The sequence below is a fragment of the Belliella kenyensis genome, from assembly GCF_022549675.1.
Taxonomy (GTDB): domain Bacteria; phylum Bacteroidota; class Bacteroidia; order Cytophagales; family Cyclobacteriaceae; genus Belliella; species Belliella kenyensis.
The window spans coordinates 260,095-282,006 of sequence record NZ_JAKZGR010000005.1 but is presented as its reverse complement, the minus strand read 5'-3'; the positions used below and the strand labels follow the sequence as shown (position 1 = coordinate 282,006).

Here is a 21,912-nt window from a genome sequence, read left to right as displayed (position 1 = left end):
TCTCATATCTCCAATCTCATATCTCATTTCAGCAATTCAAACACTCCCGCTACTCCTTGGCCACCACCGACACAGGCTGTGACCATGCCGTACTTTTTGTTTTGACGTCTTAGCTCGTTGAAGAGGGTAACCGAAAGCTTGGCTCCAGTACAGCCTAGTGGGTGACCGAGGGCAATGGCTCCCCCATTCACATTAACGATGTCAGGATTCATATCCAAGGACTTCATCACTGCGAGGCCTTGAGCTGCAAATGCCTCATTGAGCTCTATCAAGTCGATCTTGTCCAAAGTCAAGCCAGCCTGTTTAAGTGCCTTAGGCACGGCTTCTTTTGGTCCGATGCCCATGATACGAGGCTCTACGCCTGCTACAGCATAGGACATCATCCTAGCTATTGGCTCTAAGTTGAGCTCCTTGACCATTCGCTCGGACATCACTACTACGAATGCTGCTCCATCAGATGTCTGTGAGGAGTTACCAGCTGTCACAATCCCACCTTGCTTGAAAGCTGGTCTCAAATTGGACAAAGCTTCCATCGAGGTTCCCTTACGTGGGCCTTCGTCTGTATCTACTGTGTATTTTCTTGTTTTTCTTTTGCCATTGTCCAAATACGTCTCTTCCACTTCCACGGGCACAATTTCATCTTTGAACCTGCCTTCTGCGATAGCGGCAAGTGCCCTATCGTGTGACCTTACTGAGAACTCATCTGACTGCTCTCTGGTGATATCATAGTCTTTGGCAAGCTCCTCTGCGGTCAAACCCATACTGAGATAATAATCTGGAGTCTGTGAGGCAATTTTCCAGTTCAAGGCAGTCTTGTATCCCATCATTGGTAGAAGTGACATGGATTCAGTACCCCCAGCAATGATACAGTCAGCCATACCAGCTTTAATTTTCCCCACAGCCAAAGCAATAGCTTCCAGTCCTGATCCACAGTATCTATTGATGATAAATCCAGGGTTCTCTACACCCAATGCCAAAAGGGAGATCATTCTTCCCATTTGCATGCCTTGCTCCCCTTCGGGAATGGCGTTACCGACGATCAGGTCATCGACCATCTTGGACTCTAGTCCAGGAGTATTGGCTACCAATTGTTTGATCACATCTGCTGCCAAATCATCCGGGCGATAAAATCTAAAACCACCCTTTTTGGCCTTTCCTACAGCCGATCTATATCCATTTATGATGTATGCTTCCATTTTATAGGTATTTTTTTGAATGTTATTGTTTAATTAGAATCAAGAAATAAGATTCAAGAATCAAGATAAGGTTGCGACAGGTTACTAGTAAGGATTAGAGTCTATCGTTTGTATAAAACCGTTGATCATTCTTTGGACTTCAGATATTTCGTTTTCAAGCAATTGAAAAGCTGAATCGTTCATGATACCAACTCGACGAGCTATTATTGCTTGTGTTTCTAGCTCAAAGCTTTCTCCAAGACTTATATCTAATGAATTTAAAAAGGATTTTGAAGAATTTTTAGCGCTACCTTCTGCTATGTTGGATGGAATTGAAACACTTGATCTTCTCATCTGAGAAGTAATTCCATATTTCTCTTCTGATGGAAATTCTGCTGTCAATTCATATACTTTAACTGCTAAATCAACAGATTTCTCCCATACTTTAAGATTTTTAAAATTATGCTTCTTTCTCATCTCTTTTTTCAGTTTATTTAAACACTTTAGTTAATTTTTCAACCTTGTTTCTTGTTTCTTGTTTCTTGTTTCTTGTTTCTTGTTTCTTGTTTCTTGTTTCTTGTTTCTTGTTTCTAATCTCTCGTCTCTAACTAACCTCTCGATTCTCGATTCTAACCTCTCGATTCTCGTCTCTCAACTCTAAATTCTCGCATCTCGTCTCTCGCTTCTCCCCCTAATTCCTCAACGGCTTGCCTTTGAACAGGATACTGTGGATTCTTTCTAGGGTTTTTTTCTCACCGGTGAGACTTAGGAATGCTTCGCGCTCTAGGTCGAGAAGATATTGTTCACTGACTAGGGTCGGTGAGGAAAGGTCTCCTCCAGACATTACCCAGGCAAGCTTTCTAGCAATCTTGGCATCATGATCTGAGATATAGCTTCCATACTGCATGCCTGTGATACCAGCTTCGAAGAGTGCGAGTGATGTTTTTCCTAGTACTTTGATATCTGTGCGCTGAGCTGCTTGAGAGTATCCAGCTTCTGCCAGTAGAAGCACCTTTGCTTTGGCTTCAGCGAGTTGGCGCTTTCTATTCAGTGTGATGCCATCCTTAGCCTGTAAGTAACCCAGTCCTCTCGCTTCTTCTGCTGAGGTAGAGACTTTGGCAGTGGCTATATTCATGAAGTATTCTTGTAGCCTATTCAACTCCACATCTCCATCTTTGATATCATTCGAGAACCTTAAGGTCATCTCCTTAGTACCCCCACCTGCTGGAATCAATCCCACGCCAAATTCTACCAGTCCCATGTACAATTCTGCGTGCGCCTGAACCACATCTGCATGAAGAGAGAGCTCACATCCACCTCCCAAAGCCATGTTGTGTGGAGCTACTACTACTGGTACAGAGGAATAGCGTGCCCTCATCATGGTGTTTTGGAAACCTGCTATCATCAAATTGATCTCATCATATTCCTGATCTCCAGCATACATGAATAGCATGGCAAGATTTGCTCCTGCGGAGAAATTGGGACCTTCATTGCCTATTACCAGACCTTTGTAAGATTTCTCTGCCATAGAAATTGCGGTATTGATGCCTTCTATTACTTCTTGGCCGAGGGAATTCATTTTGGTGTGGAATTCTAATCCGATGACATCATCACCCAAGTCATAAATTGAAGAACCTGCATTGCCCCAGATTTTCTTATCTGCTGACTTGAGGGTATCAAGGATGATGAAATCCTCAATTCCTGGTATGGCTTTGTAGGATTTGGTACTGATATCATAGTATTTTTTCTGACCTCCTTCTACCTTATAGAAAGTACTGTGACCAGCTTCTAGCATTTCATGTACCCATGGAGCTGCTTTTTCACCAGCTGCTTCCATTTTCTCTACTGTATCTTTTACACCGAGGACATCCCAAGTCTCAAATGGCCCAAGCTCCCAACCAAATCCTGCACATACAGCTTGGTCTATGCGATAAGTCTCATCAGAAATCTCTGGAATTCTGTGTGAACAGTATTTGAATAAATCATAGAATGAAGCCCTGTAGAATTCACCTGCTTTATCATCAAAGTTGACGAGAAATTTGATTCTCTTCTTGAGGTCTTCTATTTCCTTTGAGGCTTCAAGTGCCTTGAACTTGGGTTTTTCGGCATCCTTGTACTCAAAGGTTTTTAGATCTAGTTCCTTGAGCTCTTTGCTTCCGTCTTTGTGACGAATCATTTTAAAGTAACCTTGACCTGTTTTGTCACCCCACCATTTGTTTTCATAGAGAACTTTGACAATGTTGGGAAGTTGGAATTTATCCTTTGATTCATCATGATCTAAAGCTTTGTAGAGATTATTGGCCACATTCACTGTGGTATCGAGCCCCACTACATCCATGGTACGAAAAGTTGCAGACTTGGCTCTACCTATCACTGTCCCGGTCAATTTATCTACTTCAGATACACCTAAGCCCATTTTCTCTATCGTGTGCATCCCTGATATGATAGCATATACACCGATTCTGTTGGCTATGAATGCTGGAGTATCTTTACACAATACAGTCTCTTTGCCTAAGAATCTATCTCCATAATCCATCAAAAAGTCGATCAATGCAGGATCAGTCTTCGGTCCAGGGATAATTTCAAGAAGTCTAAGGTATCTTGGTGGGTTAAAAAAGTGTGTCCCTGCGAAATGCTTCTGAAAATCCTCAGATCTGCCTTCACACATCATTTGCATGGGGATACCTGAAGTATTTGAAGTGATGAGCGTACCAGGCTTGCGGTGTTTCTCTACCTTTTCGAAAAGAGACTGCTTGATATCAAGTCGCTCTACGACTACTTCCATGATCCAATCGTAATCTTTGATCTTGGCAAGATCATCATCAAAATTTCCCGTAGTGATCAAATCCACATTTTTGGAATCATACAATGATGCTGGCTTCGTTTTTAGCGTTTGCTGCAGTGCATTGTTTACAATTCTATTTCTTACTTCCTTACTTTCGATGGAAAGTCCTTTTTTGGCTTCCTCTTCTGAGAGTTCTTTGGGGACGATGTCTAGGAGAAGGACTTTCACGCCAATATTTGCAAAATGGCATGCTATCCTAGATCCCATCACACCTGAACCCAAAATCGCTACTTTCTGAATGCTTCTTTTCATCATTTTATGTTTGATTATTTTAATGGTTTTATATTTCCACAAATCAATAGAATACTAACTTAAGCATGAGAATAATTGTTGATTCACCGATATTGGTAATTCATTAGCTTTGTTTTCAATTATTTTGATGATTATAGTTCGTAAATATTTTCTTGTTGTGGTTTGGGGTTGATTGACTCAGATTGATTATACTCTATTATTAGATTTAACTTTTCAAAGACTTTAAAAAATGTCTGCAATTCTTCATCGCTGACTTGCTCTCTTACTTGCTGGTTGAATGCTTTTATAGTGCCAACGGAAATTTCCTTTTTACGTTTACCTTCTTCGGTCAAATATATTCTGACAGACCTTTTGTCCACAGCATCTGGCTTCCTGTAGATGAGATTTTTTTCTTCCATGGTCTTGAGCATGCGGGTGAGGCTTCGAGCTTCTAAGCCCATCATTGGTGCTATCTTCGTTGCTGGTGTGCCTTCTTTGGAGTTGATATTGATCAATACATAGCCAATAGCAGCTGTAAAATCTTCCTGAGCTGCTTTTTGGTTGTACATTCTAGATATGGCATGCCAAGAACTTTTGATATGAAAATCTACCGTTTCTTCACGTTTCATAGGCAATCACTTTATTTTTCATGCCTAATTTACAAAAATTTGTTATGCATACATACTATTTTTGAAAAAAGTTATGCATGCAGCGTAAAAGGATGAAGGATGAAGGTATGAAGGATGAAGGATGAAGGTTGAAGGGATGAAGGATGAAGGATGAAGGATGAAGAATGAAGGTATGAAGGATGAAGGGATGAAAGGATGAAGGGTGTGGTGAAATAAGGTTGAAATTTGCGTGCTGGGAAACATGCTTTCTTGCTTGCTAATGCTGAACATGTAAGGCCTAAGTTATTTGAAACAATTCGATCTTTCATTCCCATGAAAGCTATTAAGATAACGACGGAATTATTTCTTAATGGATAGATGGATCATCAGACCCATCCTTTCATATTTTCTCAATGCATTATATATATAACCTTTCAATTTCTTTGGCAAATTTGCTGTGGATGACTTTTCGTTTTAGCTTCATGGTGGGTGTAAGTTCGCCAGATTCAACCCCCCAAGGTGTGTCTAGTAATTCAAATCGCTTGATCTGTTCCCATTTTCCAAAATACTTGTTCAAAGTTTCAATTTCCCTTTGAAATTTTTCAATTATCTCTGTTTTAGCTACCATTTCATGATCCGAAGTGTATGGTATGTCTTTGTGCTTACAGTATTCCCGTAATCCATCAAAACTTGGTACTATCAAAGCTGCTGGATAGTTTTTTCCTTCACCTACTATGATGAGTTGCTCGATAAGTGTAGATTCTTTGAACTTGTTTTCCATAGGTTGAGGAGCTATGTATTTGCCTCCAGAAGTTTTGAACATCTCCTTTTTCCTATCGGTGATCTTCAGGTAATTCCCTTCACTTAATTCGCCAATATCTCCTGTATGAAACCAGCCATCTATGATCACTTCCTGTGTCAGTTCCGGCTGCATATAGTAACCTAGCATGACATTTGGTCCTTTTACTAGGATTTCTCCATCTTCAGCGATCTTCACTTGTACTTCCTTGACAAGCTTACCTACATATCCAATTTTGATTTCATTCAAGGTACAAATAGAAGTAGCTACCACTGGAGAAGTTTCTGTCAAGCCATATCCTTCACAGACGGGAATTCTTGCACTCCAAAATACCCTGGCTAGTCTTGGCTGAAGTGCTGATGCTCCTGAATTGATTTGCAAGACATTTCCTCCTAAAGCATCCCTCCATTTGCTAAAAATCAACTTATTGGCTATGCTTAGCTGTAGATCATACCAGAAACCTTGTGATTTACTAGGTTCAAATTTTAATCCTAGGTTCAAAGCCCAAAAGAACAACGATTTTTTTAAACCTTGGAGCTCATAGCCTTTGGCTACAATCTTATCATATACTTTTTCCAATAATCTAGGTACCGTATTGAAAACTTGCGGCTGAATTTCTTTTAAGTTGTCTCCAAGCTTCTCCATACTTTCTGCATAGTAGATAGATACGCCCATGTACATAAAGCAAAAAGAACCTGTACGCTCATAAATATGGCAAAGAGGTAAGAAACTCAATGCCTTAGAAGTTCCTCTTGGTACCATCATTCTATCTTCCACTGCGAGAAGGTTGTGAATCACATTACGATGAGTAAGCATGACTCCTTTTGGCCTTCCTGTGGTTCCAGAGGTATAGATAATGGTGAACATATCATCGATTTTCACATTATCTTTTAAGATTTCCAGATCTGCTAGATTTCCAGATATTCCTTGTTTCGATATTTCTTCCCAATATCTACATCCTTCAAGTAGGTCAAAAGAAAGAAGTTCTATGGAAGTTCCTACAGCTGCTTCTTTAGCTTTTTCAAAAATCTCTTCACTTCCTACAAATGCCATTTTCACAGAAGCGTGATCAAAAATATAGCGATAATCTTCCGAAGATATTGTAGGATACATAGGTACTGATATGGCTCCAATCTGTTGCAATGCAAGATCAACAAAATTCCACTGTGGTCTATTCTCAGATATAATAGCAACTTTATCGCCAGGTAAAATCCCTTCTGCTATCAATCCCAAACTCAAATTATCAACAATTTCTTTGAAATTTTTTGATGAATAGGTTTTCCATTTTTCATTGACTTTTTCTGCTAAAGCAACTTCGCTATCATAAGTAGCTATCTGAAAAGGAATGATATCAAAGAGTCTGTTGATTTGCATGATTATTTTGGTTTTTGATCTAGGATATCAAATTATCAAAAATGTATGAGTAATCCAATTAAAGATTTTGAACTCAATAGAATGCTTTTGAAAAATAGAGGACAAAAGAAAAGGAAGTGAAGAGTTATCCACTTCCTATTTTAATTAACAGGTTAATTTTTTAAAAGATCAAGTTAAGGTTATTATAGTGTGGATTTGTGGACAAATAGATCGAGATATTTTACGCACAGTGCTATTTGATAATATTAACTGTTTATCCACTTTTTATGCACAGTTGATTTGATCTTAAGTTACTGATTATGTATCTATTTGTTTTTACTTTTCAATTTGTTGTGTATAAACTTCTATGAGATAATTGTCTGTAACTTTCTGTGCTTAGAATTGTGGATTACTGTTTATGATTGATGACTTATCCTCATATTTGCTTCAAAACAGGATAGCAGTTTTTAAATTGTTGGATAAGTGTATAGATATGCTCAAGTTATCTACACCTATCCACATGTATTTGGTTACTTATCTACATACTTGATTCCTCTTCTTCTACGGATATTTCTGACTCTATTTGTTCATCTGTTTTTATGTCTATTTCTGTAGGAGTCGGTTCAGCAATGATTGGAAGTATAGATCTAGGTACTACCGTGATTTCATTTGTCCATCCTGCTTTCAAAGGTATATCATAAGATTTTGGGTCTTCTGGGTTGGTATAGTACCATACTTTCTCAGCTTGCCTATTTACTTTCATGTTTGAAGGATCCCATCTTTTATTGTTGTTCTGATCTACTATTATCCTGAGTTGATAAGTAGCAGGTTCTAAATCCCTGAATGAATGTATGTTTGTGTCTGTCAGGTAGGCTGTTTTGTATATTTTACCTGATTTATCTAATAATTCTACTATTAGTGGTTTTATATCCGTATCTATTGTTACCAATAGCTCAGTTACCAGTGTTTCAGGGTTTAATTTCTTATAGTTTGCCTCTATTTTTTTTTCGTTGAACTTATCTTCTATATCGAAGAAAGTGGAGTCAGATGCATAGATTTGGAAAGTGCTATTACTGATGGTATCTGGAATAGGAATATCAATTTTGATTTTAGTGAATAAGCTACTATCTGGGAGATAAACCCATTTTGGATCTATGGGTATTATGGATGCTGAGTCAAATTTTACGAATAGAGAATCATATTTTATTTCTTTGATTGGTTTGTTAAAGTTAAATTCAGCTTGGATCTGTTTTAAAAAATTTGTGCCGGTATTTGTAGTGGTTTCTAAAGCTTCTTTTCTTCTATCGCTCTCTTCAAAAGTGAGATATATGAGTGTATCTACTTCAAATCCTACAGAATCTCTTAGATTTAGAGCTATTTGAATGCTGTCATTTCTCAGTGATGTATGATAGAATCTAAGGGTTTTTTCATTTTTTCTGTAAAATAGTTCATTTCCAAAATCCTTGTGATCTACTTGTATGGATACGGGATTTTTACTCAATACAACATCATAATTCTCGCCTGTTGTTGAGGCTCTATTTATTTTTAAGTCACTAAGGTCTGCTTTTGATAATAAAAACTGAACATTGTTTATATCATCGCTTATGTTTAGTGTATCTCCTAAAAACGCATAAGCTTCTGATTTATCTTCTGCTTTCAATGTATTATTTGAGTCATGCCAAGCATAAGCTCTGTATTGCCCAGCCTTGATATTGGTAATCTCAAATCGTCCTGCTGTATCTGCTGCTGCTATATAGTAAGGTGGTGCGGTGAGTACATCAGTGGTATCATTTTTTTCATAGAGACCTATCAATACATCTTTTATAAATTTATCTTTTTGAGGAAATATGTAGGATACTCTCCCACTGAATTTGAGACTATCTATTTCATTTCCAGTTGAAAATACCAACTTCAAGTTCTCTGCTGGATTTCCTTCTGTAATGTCTTGTATGGATTTTTGAAAATTGAATACGTATGTTGTACTATCCTCTAGTTCTTGGTTTAGTTTGATGATTACTTTATTTTTTATGGCCGTTGCTACCATCTCATCTTTATTGATTCTAGGCGTCACGATGATTTGCTTATTGGCATTATCAAGTTTTATGTATTCATTGAACTCAAGCTCTATAGTTGAAGGCTTAATATTGATAGACTCATTGGAAGGTTTCATGTTAGTAAGCAATGGAGGATCTTCATCCTTTTCACCTCCCATAGGTGTACTTACTTTTGCACATGATTTTATGCTTATTATTATGATTATTGCTATTATATATTTTATGAGTTTCATTTTTTCTTCAAAATAAACAAAATGCTTGAGTTATTATTATTGCTTTTGGCTTTTGCATTAGATTTCCAGCCATTTAATAATGCATTTATTGGAGCTAGTAGTTTATGTTTTGCTTTGTATGATGAGGACAATAGTGATACATAATAGCTGTCAAATAGCATTGGCTTGTGTCCAATAATTTCTAATTGATGTAAGGAAGCGAAGTGTTGCATGCTTTCCTGATCAAAGTGATACAAATGCCTAGGAACATCCCATGCGGCCCAATCGTCTTGATATATTTTTGCATCATATGATTGATGGTTTGGAACTGCTATGAAAATTACTCCATTCTGTTTTAATTTTTTGCAAATATTTTCAATTGTAGCATTAAGATCGTGAATATGTTCTAAGACATGAAAAAGTGTGATGACATCGAAATTTTGATTGTCCGCTAAATTTTCAAGTGATTCATATACATTAATATCAAATTTTTGAGCAATAGTCCGTGCATCTTGATTGGGTTCTATGCCTGTTACGTGCCAAGTATTTTCTTTTGCTTCTCTTAAGAAGTAACCTGTTCCGCAACCATAGTCTAATAGAGTTCCTTTGGTTGAGGCATACTCCTTGATCCATGCTATCTTAGTCTTAAGTGTAATTTTTCTAACTTGTTTGTATAAAAGATTTATCAGATTATTGCCCTTGTCTTGATGTGAAACGTAATTATCAAATTGATAGTACTTTCCTATATCATTTTGCGTAGGTCTCGGATTGGTAAAAATAAGCTTACAATTATTGCATCTGCATAAAGTGAAATTTTCCTTAGATACAGCGTGATCTTTGATAGATTTAAAAGCATGAAAATGCCCACTCAAGCAAAGTGGGCATTTGGTTAATTCCTGATACATTTTATCTTCCTAAATAAACTGTCAATATGGATAGATCAGCTGGAGAAACACCAGAAATCCTTGATGCTTGACCGAGTGTTTCTGGTCTTATTTTATGGAGTTTTTGTCTTCCTTCTGCGGATAGTGCTGACACATTCAAATAATCAAAACTTATTGGAATTTTATAGTTTTCCATATTATTCAATTTTTCGACCATTTGTTGTTCTTTGTCGATATAGCTTTCATACTTGATTTGTATCTCAGCTTGGTCTATCACGTCTTCCTCATATTTGGCTATATATGATTGTAACTCTTGGTCTAGTGGTGCAATATCTCTGATACCGAGTTGTGGTCTTTTGATTAGTTTATCTACAGTCACTTTTTCTTTAATCGTGGCAGTATCTAGATTTTCCAAACCATTATTGATCAAATCTGGAGTTAATCTTTTTTGTTTGAGATCATTGATGAGTTTTGCTGTGTTTTGCTTTTTTGCAAGGACTTTTTCGAGTCTGATATCATCTGCAAGTCCTATATCATGTCCGATTTGAGTCAATCTCAGGTCTGCGTTATCTTGTCTTAGTAGAAGTCTAAATTCTGCTCTAGAGGTAAACATTCTGTAAGGTTCTTCAGTCCCTTTGTTGATCAGATCATCTATAAGTACCCCAATGTAGGCATCTGATCTTTTAAGAAGAAATGGATCTTTTTCTTGAACTTTCAGTGATGCGTTGATACCAGCTACTAAGCCTTGTGACGCAGCTTCTTCATATCCTGTGGTACCGTTGATTTGACCGGCAAAGTATAAGTTTTCTATCAATTGAGTTTCTAAGGTTAGTTTCAATTGTGTAGGTGGAAAGAAATCATACTCTATGGCATAACCTGGCCTGAACATTCTTGCATTTTCAAATCCGGGTATTTTCCTCATGGCTTTGTATTGCACATCCTCAGGAAGTGAAGTCGAAAATCCATTGATATACATTTCGACGGTATTCCAGCCCTCTGGTTCTACAAAGATTTGATGTCTTTCTCTTTCAGCAAATCTGTTGATTTTATCTTCAATGGAAGGGCAATATCTAGGCCCCAAACCTTGTATTCTTCCGTTGAACATTGGAGACCTATCGAATCCGGTTTCTAGTGTTTGATGTACATCTTTGTTGGTATAGGTTATCCAGCAAGTATGTTGATTTTTCAATGGTTGTGTTTCATCAGAGTATGAAAATTTTTCTGGTTTTTCATCACCATATTGAATCTCCATTTTTGAATAATCCAGTGATCTACCATCCACTCTTGGAGGTGTACCAGTCTTCATTCTTCCCGCTTCGAAGCCTATTTGTACGAGCTGTTCGGTTATGCCCTTTGCTGCTCCTTCTCCAGTTCTTCCTCCTCCAAATTGCTTTTCTCCTATATGTATCAGTCCGTTCAAAAATGTACCATTTGTAAGTACTACGGATTTACCAGAGATTTCAAGACCTATACTTGTCCTTACTCCTACTACTCTTTTGTCTTTGACGATTAATCCGGTGATCATTTCTTGCCAAAAATCGACGTTCGGAGTTTGCTCCAGTGCTAGTCTCCATTCTTCTGCAAATCTCATCCTGTCATTTTGTGTTCTAGGCGACCACATTGCAGGTCCTTTTGATCTATTTAGCATCCTAAATTGTATCATAGATTTATCAGATATTATACCTGACATACCACCTAGTGCATCAATTTCCCTTACAATTTGTCCTTTAGCAACTCCTCCCATTGCAGGATTACATGACATTTGTGCTATGGTATTCATGTTCATAGTACACAGTAATACCCTTGAACCCATCTTTGCAGCGGCATGTGCAGCTTCGCAGCCTGCATGTCCTGCTCCTACTACTATGACATCGTATTCTGGAAACATATTATATTTATTGAGGTGTTCCACGTGGAACACTGTATTTTGTTTTAATTTATTTTTAATGTTCCACGTGGAACACCTTACATAACTTGATAACTAGATATTGATTGATCTTCTTTCAATCTCATTTCTCTCGCTTCATTCTCTGTTTTGTCTTTGTATCCCATCAGGTGTAATAGTCCATGGCTTATGACTCTGAGTAATTCTGCATCGAAGGGATTTTTCTCCTCTTTTGCATTTTCCCGAACTCTTTCTAAACTGATAAAGATATCTCCTTCGATCATATCCTCTTCTTCTGAATTGTCAAATGTTATGATATCAGTGAATGTATCATGATCAAGGTACTCCACATTGATTTTGTGTAAATATTCATCTGAACAAAAGATATAATTCAAATCTATGATTTTGAATCCTTCGGATTCTGCTATTCCTTTTAGCCAGTTTTTATGCTTGAGCTTTTGGGGTAGGTTGAATTTTATATCTTCATTAAAAAAGGAAATAGCCATAGTTACATGTAGAATGTTAAAATGGTTTTTCTTCCTTCATCTTCAAAGGTAACATCATCACTCAAATGCTTCATGATGAAAATGCCTCTTCCCCCTGCTTTTTCCAGATTTTCTGGCTCAGTAGGATCTTGTAATTCGCTGTAATCAAATCCTTTACCTTCATCTGTGATAATGAATTTGATCTGATCATCTTCAAAATGAAGTTCTAAATCTACGGTTTTGCTCGAATTACTTTCATTGCCATGTAGTATAGCATTGCTGACACATTCTGTGACTGAAATCATAATATTTCCATAGATATCATCATCGATATGAAACCTATCGCGAGCGTTATCGATGAAGCTTTCTATAATTTTTATGTTCTCAATCAGAGATGGGATTGAAATTTTAATAGATTTCATTAAGCTTTTGTTGATGAATGAATATTTTTATTAATTATTTCATTGTTCTAATGCTATCATTATCGGACAATGATCCGAGTGCATTGCTTCTGGTAATATTAATGCATTTTTTACTTTTTCTCTCATGGGATCTGTAATCATGTGATAATCGATTCTCCATCCAAGATTTTTGGCTCTAGCTCCTGCACGATAGCTCCACCAGGTATATTGATGTGCTGATTCATTGTGTAGACGGAAGCTGTCATGGAATCCATTTTCTGTAAATTTATCCATCCAAGCCCTTTCTTCTGGTAAGAAACCAGATGAATTTTTGTTAGATACCGGATTATGGATATCGATGGGCTTGTGGCAGATATTATAATCCCCACTTATGATCAAGTTTGGATATTTGCTTTTTAGATCTTGAGTATATCCATAAATATCATCTAGGAATTTGTATTTGAAATCTTGTCTGATGTCTCCAGTGGTTCCTGATGGAAAATATGCACTTATGAAAGAGAAATTCTCATAATCAGCTCTGATTATTCTTCCTTCATCATCATAAGTCGGTATGGATATGCCATGCTCTACATGTATTGGTTTTATTTTACTTAATATGGCTGTACCGCTATATCCTTTCTTTATAGCAGGATTCCAATAAATATGATAACCCATGTCTTCGAAAATGCTTCTATCGATTTGATTTTCCAAAGCTTTTACTTCTTGTAAGCCAATGATGTCTGGATCAGTGGCTTTTAGCCATTCAGCAAATCCCTTATTCAGAGCCGCTCGGATACCATTCACATTATAGGATACGATTTTCATAGGTTTAAGATGTTTATTTTTATGCTAATAAAGAAGCATATTAGTTAATTTCGATTTCAAATTCTTGTTCGAAGTACTCTATAACTTGGATTTTTAGGAATTTCTCTTGGTCTATGGCATTTAGATGGGGTAACTTTTTGAGTAATTTCCAATGTGGCCAACCTTCTTGATCAATATAATCTAATTCATAAAAACCCGCAAGACTTAATACCTTACATATAGCTATATGCATGAGGTCTTGTTTTTGTTCTTTGGTAAAGGTTTTATTTCCCTGACCTAATTCTTGGACACCAATCAAGAAAAGTACTCCATTAAGATCTGCTGGTTTTTTACCTATCAGTTCGTGTATACCTTGGAGCAGCTTGTTCCATCTTTTTTCCAAATCCAGTTCTTTTTTAAACATTCTCGTTTTGGTTCTCTAATTCTTCCCAATATTCTACAGCTCTTCTCAAATGGGGAATCACAATAGATCCTCCAATGAGCGTGGCGATGGAAAACACTTCAAAAACCTGTTCTTTTTTCAATCCAGCTTCGAAGGATTTGCCTAAATGATATTTGATGCAATCATCACATCTCAAAACCATAGAGCATGCTAAGCCTATCATTTCTTTGGTTTTGACATCAATGGCACCTTCAGCGTAGGCATTGGTATCTAGGTTGAAAAAGCGTTTGATTACTTTATTATCCGCAGACATGATTTTTTCGTTCATGCGGCTTCTGTAATCATTGAATTCTTCTATTAAATTCATTATATTCCGTTGGGTTATATTTAACTAGCAAATATAGCAGGTATTTTGCTGTCATGATGTTCTAACAAGCCTTTTTGGATATGCGTTTCACATTTTGGGAAGATTTTTTAGCATTGGTTTTTCCAAAAACCTGTGCAGGATGCAATCAGAGTCTATTTGATTTTGAATATATGCTTTGTAAAGCTTGTATTGCGTCCTTACCAATGACAAATTATCATCTTCAACCTCAAAATAACGATTTGGTTGTCAAAGTGATGGGCCTGACTAAACCAAACCTGGTGATGTCTTTCCTTCGATTTACCAAAGGTGGAATGAGTCAAAGACTTTTGCATCAACTCAAGTACAAGAATAAACCTGAAATAGGTATCGAGCTTGGTCAACTATATGGCTATTTGCTAAAGGATGTGGGGCTTGATAAAAATTGGGACATGATTACAGCTGTACCTCTCCACCGAAATAAATTTAGAAGAAGGGGTTACAATCAGAGTGAGCAGTTTGGCTTGGGTATATCCAAATCACTTGGAATTCCCTATGTACCCTTGATTGTGAGGCATATTTATACAGAGACTCAAACTAGTAAATCCAGAATAGAAAGACTAGATAATGTAGCATCTGTTTTTGGAATAGATGGATCATTTGAAGTGCAAGGCCAAAGGATACTCCTGGTAGATGATGTGATGACCACAGGGGCCACTTTGACGTCTTGTGCCAATGTCTTGCTAAATGCCAATGCTAAGGTCGTAGATATGGCGGTAATAGCTGCGGGTAAGTTCTAGTTGAGAAATGCTTGGATTTATAACTCACATTTACCAACTTCCCCCAGCTCCACCACCACCAAAACTTCCACCGCCAAATCCACCAAATCCGCCGCCACCTCCGAATCCGCCACCACCACCGAATCCTCCTCTTCCAGAAGAGAAATCGCCAAATTTTCCTCTACTTCCTCCTTTGAGCATATTGGCCAATAATATTGTGGTGAAAAGATCAACGCCTCCACCTTTACCTCCCATGTGATTGTCATTATCTTTTCTGTTTCGGATCAATGGAAGGATCACAAATAGAAAGATAAAAAACAGAAACATGATCAATGCACCTCCAGAATTACCTGATGAAGCTACTTTATCAGCTTCATATTCTCCTGAAGCCAGTTTGAATATCATATCTGTAGCTTTATCTAAGCCAGTATAATATTCTTCCATTCTGAAATTGGGAATTATCAGCTGCTCTACAATTCGCTTGGCTAATGCATCAGGTATCGCTCCTTCCATTCCATAACCTGTAGCTATAAAAACTTTTCTATCTTTCATGGCAGCTAAGATCAGCACGCCATTGTCCTTATCTTTTCTACCTATTCCCCATTGATCTCCTAGTTGAAATGCATAATCACTAATATCATAAGGACCCACTGAATTGATCAATACGATACTGACTTGAGACGAGGTACTGTCATTGTAAGCCACTAGTTTATTTTCAAGTCGCTGTACCTCAGCATTGCTCAAAGTATTTGAAAAATCATTAACTAGTCTAGGAGGGTTGGGTATTTTAGGAAAATCATCCTGAGCGTAACTGTTGAAAGTTAAGCTAAATAGGGTTAATATGATTAAAATAAGGTTTTTATTCATGTTTTTATCCGAAGGATATTTCATCAGGGAGTTCATTGATGTCTCCCTTTTGTTCAAAAGGAAAATGTTTTTGTAGCTGTTTTCCAGCCATCTCTATTCCCATACAAAGGCCATCTGTATATCTAGATGCTTTGAAATGCAGGGTCATGTTCTCTTTGATGTTTTCCCAGAAATCATCAGGTACGACACTGTTGATACCAGCATCTCCAAGGATGGCAAATTTGTGATCTGCTACAGCGAGATAGAAAAGCACCGCATTGCGGTGCTCTGTCTGATGCATCTTTAGCGTTTCAAAAACTTCTGCTGCACGATCAAGGACATCTTTACAATGATTTTCTATGTGTACTTGAATTTCACCAGAAGTTTTTTGTTCTGCTTCTTTGATGGCTTCGATGATTTTGGATCGGTCTGCTTGACTGAATAGTTTTTCGGCCATGTCTGTATTTTCTTATTTAGAACTGTACCGTAGGTGCATTTTCTGCACCCGCAGAAGCTTCGAAATAACCTTTTCTCTCAAAACCATACCATCCAGCAAAGAGGTTGTTTGGAAATTGTCTCAGGTTCGAGTTGTAGCTCTGCACTGATTGGTTGAAGTTTCTTCTTGCTACTGCAATTCTATTCTCTGTCCCTTCCAATTGGGCTTGAAGTTCTAGGAAGTTTTGATTGGCTTTGAGTTCAGGGTATCGTTCTACTGCTACAAGTAGTCTGCTCAAAGAGCCACTTAATTGATCTTGTGCTTGTTGAAACTTGGCAATGTTTTCTGGTGTCAAGTCATCAGCTTGCAAATTGATGGAGGTAGCTTTGGCCCTTGCTTCTATGACCCCAGTAAGGGTCTGCTGTTCGAAATCCGCATAACCTTTTACCGTATTTACAAGATTAGGAATCAGATCAGCTCTTCTTTGATACTGAGTTTCTACTTCCGCCCATTGTCCATTGATGGTTTCTTCAGTTTGCACAAAAGTATTGTACACTCCTACGGATTTGGTGTACACAAATAGCCCAATTAGGGCAATGATAATAATAGGAATTAGTGCTTTTTTCATAGTTGTTTATATCAAACATTGGAGGATATTGACGTAAATTTAGCAAGGATGTTGCTTTTATTCTGCAAAATTGTCAATAAATAATACCTTCCTGATTGATAATGAGGTTTTTCAAGTAAATGTAGAAAGTGGTTCCTTTACCTACTTCGCTTTCTACGAAAAGATTACCGTCATGTGCTCTTATTTGTTCTCGAATCAAATATAGTCCAAGCCCTTTGCCTTCTACATGAGAATGAAATCTTTGGTATAATCCAAAAAGTCTGTCTCCATATCTTTTTAAATCAATGCCAATACCGTTGTCTTTGAATTCTATGACTGTGAACTCTTTGCTTTCGTAAGTTTTTATTTGAATATGAAGCGGTCTTTTTGGATCTCTATATTTGATGGCATTAGTGGTAAGGTTCGTCAGAAAGTTTTCCAAATGTGAGTAGATGTAGTTGATACTATTTACCCCAGAAAAGTCTTTGCTAATATTAGCACCTGATTCTTCGATTTGTTTACTTAGGCTTGTCTCGATATTATTGGTGAGAAGTTTGAAATCGATTCTATCAATCTTAGGGAGTTTATTTTTTTTGATCGCAACTACATCAATCAAATCTTGGAGTGTATTGTTGAGGATGTTGGTTGCCACTTTGAGGTTATCAATGATTTCTTTGTTCTCTGGATCTTCTGGTTTTTTGCCATTATATAAGTCCAGGAGAGCGGTAATATTTACAATTGGAGCTCGAAGATTGTGAGAGATGATGTATGCAAACCTTTGAAGTTCTTCATTTTGTGATTTGAGATCTTTGATGAGTTGACTGCGTTCCTCTTCAGATTTTTTGGTTTCTGTTATGTTTTGTGTCACAAGTAAAATTCTTTCTATTTCCCTTAGTTCGTTTCTTAATGGTACTGCATTTTTTAGGTAATGTTGATTTTCTATACTTATCTCAAATGTCACCGATGACCCTTGTAGTGTTGGTGATAATTGATCTTCTATTTTTTTTGCTATTTCTGTAGAATATCTGTCAAGAATAGATTTTCCCAACAATTCTGCTGGATCTATGCCTTGTTGCATATATTCTTTTCCATCTGTGTATACACATACAAAATTACAATCCAAAACTTCTATTGTACCATTTGGAAAATTTATGGCGATACTTCGGTACAATAGTTCTGAAGCGATTAGCTTTTTTTCATAACTCAATCTTCCCAACTCTGCCCCAATCCTATCTGCTAAAATTTTAAGTACTGATTCATAGACAGGACTATAATGCATAGGCTTAGTGTCCATTAGTACAAGCATACCTAGATTTTTGCCATTTATGTCTGAAATGGTAACACCCATATAGGTATTTATACCAAATTTTCTTAACTCCACATCATTGGGAAATTTTCCTGTCGCATTGTTAAGAATGATGAGTGGTTCTGAGGAATTGATACAAATTTCACAAGGACTATGTGTCAACTGATACGTAAAATTCTCTTGCTTGACTCCATCAGAATGAAAAGAAATAACGTTTGCTTGATCATTATTATTATCGATTTCTGCAATGAAGCAATGCTCAGCTCCTAGTTTTTGAGATAGAAAATTGGTCAGGATATCAAAGAAATCTTGCCCGCTGTATTTGGATGTTTTCTCAGTGAGCTCTGCTAAGATATTGTGTACATATTCCTGATCGGGTATATTTTCTACAATTGCTTGAAAACTATTGGAATCTAATGACTTGGCACTAAATCGAATTTGAAACACTTTCTGATTGTAATAACTAAAATAAATGCCTTCAAAATTCCCGTATCCTTTTGTAAAGCTATCTTCTAATGCTTTCTTTATTTTTTGCGGACCTACTAAGTCAAAGATATTTTTACCTATAAGTTTAGAATCATCCGTAAGACCTAAGCTAGATAAGAATGCCTTGTTGGCAGAAAGGATATCTCCTTGTTTATCATAGTGAAAGATAGATACAGGGTTTTCGTTGAAAAGAAGCTTATATTTAGCTTGCTGTTGAAAGGCTTCTTCCTCATTTAGTTTGCTTTGGGTGATATCAATGAATAGTCCAGCCCAGATCGACTCATTATGATATTTTTCTAATTTATTGGAAGCTCCATGTATCCATTTGATATCACCTTTTTTGGTTTTGATTCTAAATTGTGATTCAAATTTATGATTGTTGTGATAAGCTGTTCTGTCTGCTTGAATGACTTTGTTTAAGTCTTCTTTGATGATCAAATCTTCAAAGGCTTTTTCGTCCATAAGTATTTCGTGAGGCTCTATGCCTGCCAGATCCCTGCTTCCCTCGCTTACAAAAATATACTTGTGCTTTCCGTCTGGATAAGCCTTGAGTAAGTATACTATGCCTGGTACCACGGAAGTGAGCTCATCCAAAACTGTTTTATGATCCAACAGGTTTTTTTCTATTTCTTTGAGTTCAGAAATATCACCTAATACTCCAATGATAAATTCATCAGATGATTCTTGCTTCTGTATTTTTTCGATTTCATCCTGCAAAAAGATATAATGTCCGTCTGCATGTAAAAATTTGTAAACAATAAGGTTAGAATGTTCAAAGCTATGTTTGTAGGCTTTTCTATCGTCTGGATGAATGAGATTTTTCCAATCAGTTTGTTTGAATTTTTCGAATTTGGAAGTTTTGTATCCTAATATTTTTTCGATTGCCCCACTCATCCGCATTTCGCCAGTTGAAGTGTCCAATTCATAATAAATGAGATTATTTTCTTGGGGTTTTGGTAGCCGAGCTTGTCGAGCCGAGCTTGTATCATGATATTCTAATTGAAAAAGAGATACTTTCGGGGCAAGAGTTTCTTTGGTAAGGTACAGCCGGTCAGGAAAGATACAGATGCTATTGGATGTTTTATCATCTGAAATCAATTCTTGGAGGGAAACTTCATTGAAAAATGGGAATCTGTTGAGAATGAATTTTTTCCAGTCAGAATCTAAATTTTTATTCTTTGATAAGTGAAAAGCATTTTTATCCGTAATCAGCCAAGCATATGGAACATGATTTGGACTGGTCTGAGGAGAAATCAATGCAGTGATCAAGTATGATCCATCCTCTTGATTGATGATGTATCCTTCGATTTGTACAAATTGGAATTTGGTTTCTTTTATGATGATAGGACAGTAAATTTTTTCCCCTGTTCCCAAAGCTTCAAATAGAAATTCAAAAACTGTAAAAGGTAAGGTAGGGAATAAACTCCTGAAAAAGCTTTCATGATAAAATTTTGTGTCGCCGTTGATCAATTCCCTAACTTCCGAAGAAATATAAAGGAGTTCGTAGTCTCCTTCTTTATACCTTTTCAATGTAAAGAGTATATTGTCAAAGCTATTTTTAGTTGAGTTATTTTTCATTGCTACAACATAAAATAGGATAAATATGGATCAGATTAGGGTGAATGTAAAAATAAAGAAACTAATCTACAATATTTATTTTTTTGATCAATAATGAACAAGAGATTTAAATCATTCTTTTCAGTTTGAATGTGAAGTTTAGTTCTTTAGGAATATCACTTTCATGCGCATCAAATCTCAGGATCGTCAATTTGACTTCTTTACCTACTTCTGATTTAAGGTATTTTGTGATATCTGGTAATTTCCAAAATTCAATAGGTATGTTATTTATTTTAATGATTTCGTCCATTTCTTGTAATCCTGCTTGACTTGCTGGTGAGGCTTCCTTGAGTTTGGCTATGTAGATTCTCCCACTTTCATAGGAATATTGCTTTGGGGTGATCCCACTCATGTCAAACTCAAATGGATTGGAAAAGGAACTAGATTTCCTGTACAAAATACGTTCCCTTTGATAATCGAAGATGATCTCTAATCTGCTTAGAATTTCAGATCCTAGACTTCCTTGTCTTCCAGATTCTTTGATGACATAGCTAAAATCATTTTCCTCAGGAAATGAGGTGATCAAATTCGAAAATTTTAAACCATTGATATCGAGCTCTTTTGACCTCCCTACCAATCCATACAAATCGCCACCTAATGAACGACCTAATTCTGATTCTAATGTGATAGGAGGAAACTTTATGGCATTTGTAGTTTCTGGATTGAGAAGAAGACCATGATTTGCTCCTGTGTCTATAAGTAGCTTTGCATTTAATTTTCCTCCAAGAATCTGAGTTATATCTGCATGTATGTAGGGTTTACTATTTTCTAATTTTAAAGCGGTTTTTCTAAATCCAAATGGTCTCCATTTTAACCTATCTGATTTATAAAATGTAATTTGTCCTACATCGTAGTTTACTTTGATCGGATTATTCTTAAAGAATTCATAGCCGATTACTCCGTATATTGGAATACCTGTCAGCTTTTCTAACTCAAAAAAGTCCTCTTCTAAAACCAATAAAGTCTGATATTCTCCCATTATCTTTTCCATATCCAAGCGATTGCTTAAAGATACTGAGGCAGTGAGGACGGTTTTTCCATCAGCTCCTACTAGGTTTAATTTTCGACTGTATTGTAGATCAAGTTCGTCACCTAGACTTTTGCTAAACAAAATATTGCTTTTGATTCCAGTGTCAAAGATAAAGTTCAATGGCTCACTACCATTGATTGAAATAGGTATGATGATTAGGTTGTTGTTATTGAAAAATTTGATGTTGACTTTCTTTTTATCCTCTTTCATAAAAAAACCTGGCAATTGAGCATAAGCCGGAATACTTATCATAAAGTAGCATAATGTTACTATACGTCTTAAGTAATGGGTCATGGGTTTATGTATGGTTGAGTAAATCACTT

The 21,912-nt window shown here is 36.7% G+C and carries 19 protein-coding genes; 1 reads left to right on the top strand and 18 read right to left on the bottom strand.

Going from position 1 to position 21,912, the window contains the following annotated elements:
* Positions 1-23: 23 nt before the first annotated feature.
* The 13 genes from MM214_RS07465 to MM214_RS07405 form a co-directional block, all read right to left on the bottom strand.
* Positions 24-1,196 (bottom strand): thiolase family protein, encoded by a 1,173-nt coding sequence (locus tag MM214_RS07465; RefSeq protein ID WP_241293945.1) that lies wholly within the window; start codon positions 1,194-1,196, stop codon positions 24-26.
* 84 nt (positions 1,197-1,280) lie between these two features.
* Positions 1,281-1,652: a four helix bundle protein gene (locus MM214_RS07460; protein ID WP_241293943.1), complete on the bottom strand. Its 372-nt coding sequence runs from the start codon at positions 1,650-1,652 to the stop codon at positions 1,281-1,283.
* A gap of 214 nt (positions 1,653-1,866) precedes the next feature.
* Positions 1,867-4,272, bottom strand: a complete 2,406-nt coding sequence (locus MM214_RS07455; protein ID WP_241293977.1) for a 3-hydroxyacyl-CoA dehydrogenase/enoyl-CoA hydratase family protein — start codon at positions 4,270-4,272, stop codon at positions 1,867-1,869.
* 131 nt (positions 4,273-4,403) lie between these two features.
* Positions 4,404-4,880 (bottom strand): MarR family winged helix-turn-helix transcriptional regulator, encoded by a 477-nt coding sequence (locus MM214_RS07450; protein WP_241293941.1) that lies wholly within the window; start codon positions 4,878-4,880, stop codon positions 4,404-4,406.
* Between the two features lie 397 nt (positions 4,881-5,277).
* The gene (locus tag MM214_RS07445) at positions 5,278-7,032 is read right to left on the bottom strand and encodes an AMP-dependent synthetase/ligase (protein WP_241293939.1); all 1,755 of its coding nucleotides are present in this window, start codon (positions 7,030-7,032) and stop codon (positions 5,278-5,280) included.
* A 517-nt stretch (positions 7,033-7,549) separates the two neighbouring features.
* Entirely contained in the window at positions 7,550-9,298 is a 1,749-nt protein-coding gene (locus tag MM214_RS07440) for an Ig-like domain-containing domain (RefSeq protein ID WP_241293937.1), read from the bottom strand.
* Positions 9,295-10,182 carry a class I SAM-dependent methyltransferase gene (locus tag MM214_RS07435; RefSeq protein WP_241293935.1) on the bottom strand — a complete coding sequence of 296 codons (888 nt, stop codon included), beginning with the start codon at positions 10,180-10,182 and terminating at the stop codon, positions 9,295-9,297. Before MM214_RS07435 ends, MM214_RS07440 begins: the two co-directional genes overlap by 4 nt.
* Position 10,183: 1 nt before the next feature.
* Entirely contained in the window at positions 10,184-12,049 is a 1,866-nt protein-coding gene (mnmG, locus tag MM214_RS07430; RefSeq protein WP_241293932.1) for a tRNA uridine-5-carboxymethylaminomethyl(34) synthesis enzyme MnmG, read from the bottom strand.
* A gap of 77 nt (positions 12,050-12,126) precedes the next feature.
* The gene (gene ybeY / locus MM214_RS07425) at positions 12,127-12,552 is read right to left on the bottom strand and encodes an rRNA maturation RNase YbeY (RefSeq protein WP_241293929.1); all 426 of its coding nucleotides are present in this window, start codon (positions 12,550-12,552) and stop codon (positions 12,127-12,129) included.
* A 2-nt stretch (positions 12,553-12,554) separates the two neighbouring features.
* Positions 12,555-12,953, bottom strand: a complete 399-nt coding sequence (locus MM214_RS07420) for an ATP-binding protein (RefSeq protein WP_241293926.1) — start codon at positions 12,951-12,953, stop codon at positions 12,555-12,557.
* Between the two features lie 39 nt (positions 12,954-12,992).
* Positions 12,993-13,757, bottom strand: a complete 765-nt coding sequence (locus MM214_RS07415; protein WP_241293922.1) for an exodeoxyribonuclease III — start codon at positions 13,755-13,757, stop codon at positions 12,993-12,995.
* Between the two features lie 40 nt (positions 13,758-13,797).
* The gene (locus MM214_RS07410) at positions 13,798-14,160 is read right to left on the bottom strand and encodes a hypothetical protein (protein WP_241293919.1); all 363 of its coding nucleotides are present in this window, start codon (positions 14,158-14,160) and stop codon (positions 13,798-13,800) included.
* The gene (locus MM214_RS07405) at positions 14,153-14,506 is read right to left on the bottom strand and encodes a carboxymuconolactone decarboxylase family protein (protein ID WP_241293916.1); all 354 of its coding nucleotides are present in this window, start codon (positions 14,504-14,506) and stop codon (positions 14,153-14,155) included. The genes MM214_RS07410 and MM214_RS07405 overlap by 8 nt, the downstream gene beginning before the upstream one ends.
* A gap of 80 nt (positions 14,507-14,586) precedes the next feature.
* On the opposite strand from MM214_RS07405, the gene MM214_RS07400 reads away from it, so the two are divergent.
* Positions 14,587-15,282: a ComF family protein gene (locus MM214_RS07400; protein ID WP_241293913.1), complete on the top strand. Its 696-nt coding sequence runs from the start codon at positions 14,587-14,589 to the stop codon at positions 15,280-15,282.
* 30 nt (positions 15,283-15,312) lie between these two features.
* Here the strand turns inward: MM214_RS07400 and MM214_RS07395 are convergent, their stop codons facing one another.
* The 5 genes from MM214_RS07395 to MM214_RS07375 all read right to left on the bottom strand — a co-directional run bounded on the left by MM214_RS07395 (position 15,313) and on the right by MM214_RS07375 (position 21,883).
* Positions 15,313-16,128, bottom strand: a complete 816-nt coding sequence (locus tag MM214_RS07395; protein ID WP_241293910.1) for a TPM domain-containing protein — start codon at positions 16,126-16,128, stop codon at positions 15,313-15,315.
* Positions 16,129-16,132: 4 nt separating this feature from the next.
* Complete coding sequence (locus MM214_RS07390) at positions 16,133-16,564, bottom strand: TPM domain-containing protein (protein WP_241293908.1); 432 nt, start codon at positions 16,562-16,564, stop codon at positions 16,133-16,135.
* A gap of 16 nt (positions 16,565-16,580) precedes the next feature.
* Positions 16,581-17,171, bottom strand: a complete 591-nt coding sequence (locus MM214_RS07385; RefSeq protein WP_241293905.1) for a LemA family protein — start codon at positions 17,169-17,171, stop codon at positions 16,581-16,583.
* Between the two features lie 73 nt (positions 17,172-17,244).
* Positions 17,245-20,520 carry a PAS domain S-box protein gene (locus MM214_RS07380; RefSeq protein ID WP_241293902.1) on the bottom strand — a complete coding sequence of 1,092 codons (3,276 nt, stop codon included), beginning with the start codon at positions 20,518-20,520 and terminating at the stop codon, positions 17,245-17,247.
* Between the two features lie 106 nt (positions 20,521-20,626).
* Positions 20,627-21,883: an aspartyl protease family protein gene (locus tag MM214_RS07375; protein ID WP_241293899.1), complete on the bottom strand. Its 1,257-nt coding sequence runs from the start codon at positions 21,881-21,883 to the stop codon at positions 20,627-20,629.
* Positions 21,884-21,912: the final 29 nt, after the last annotated feature.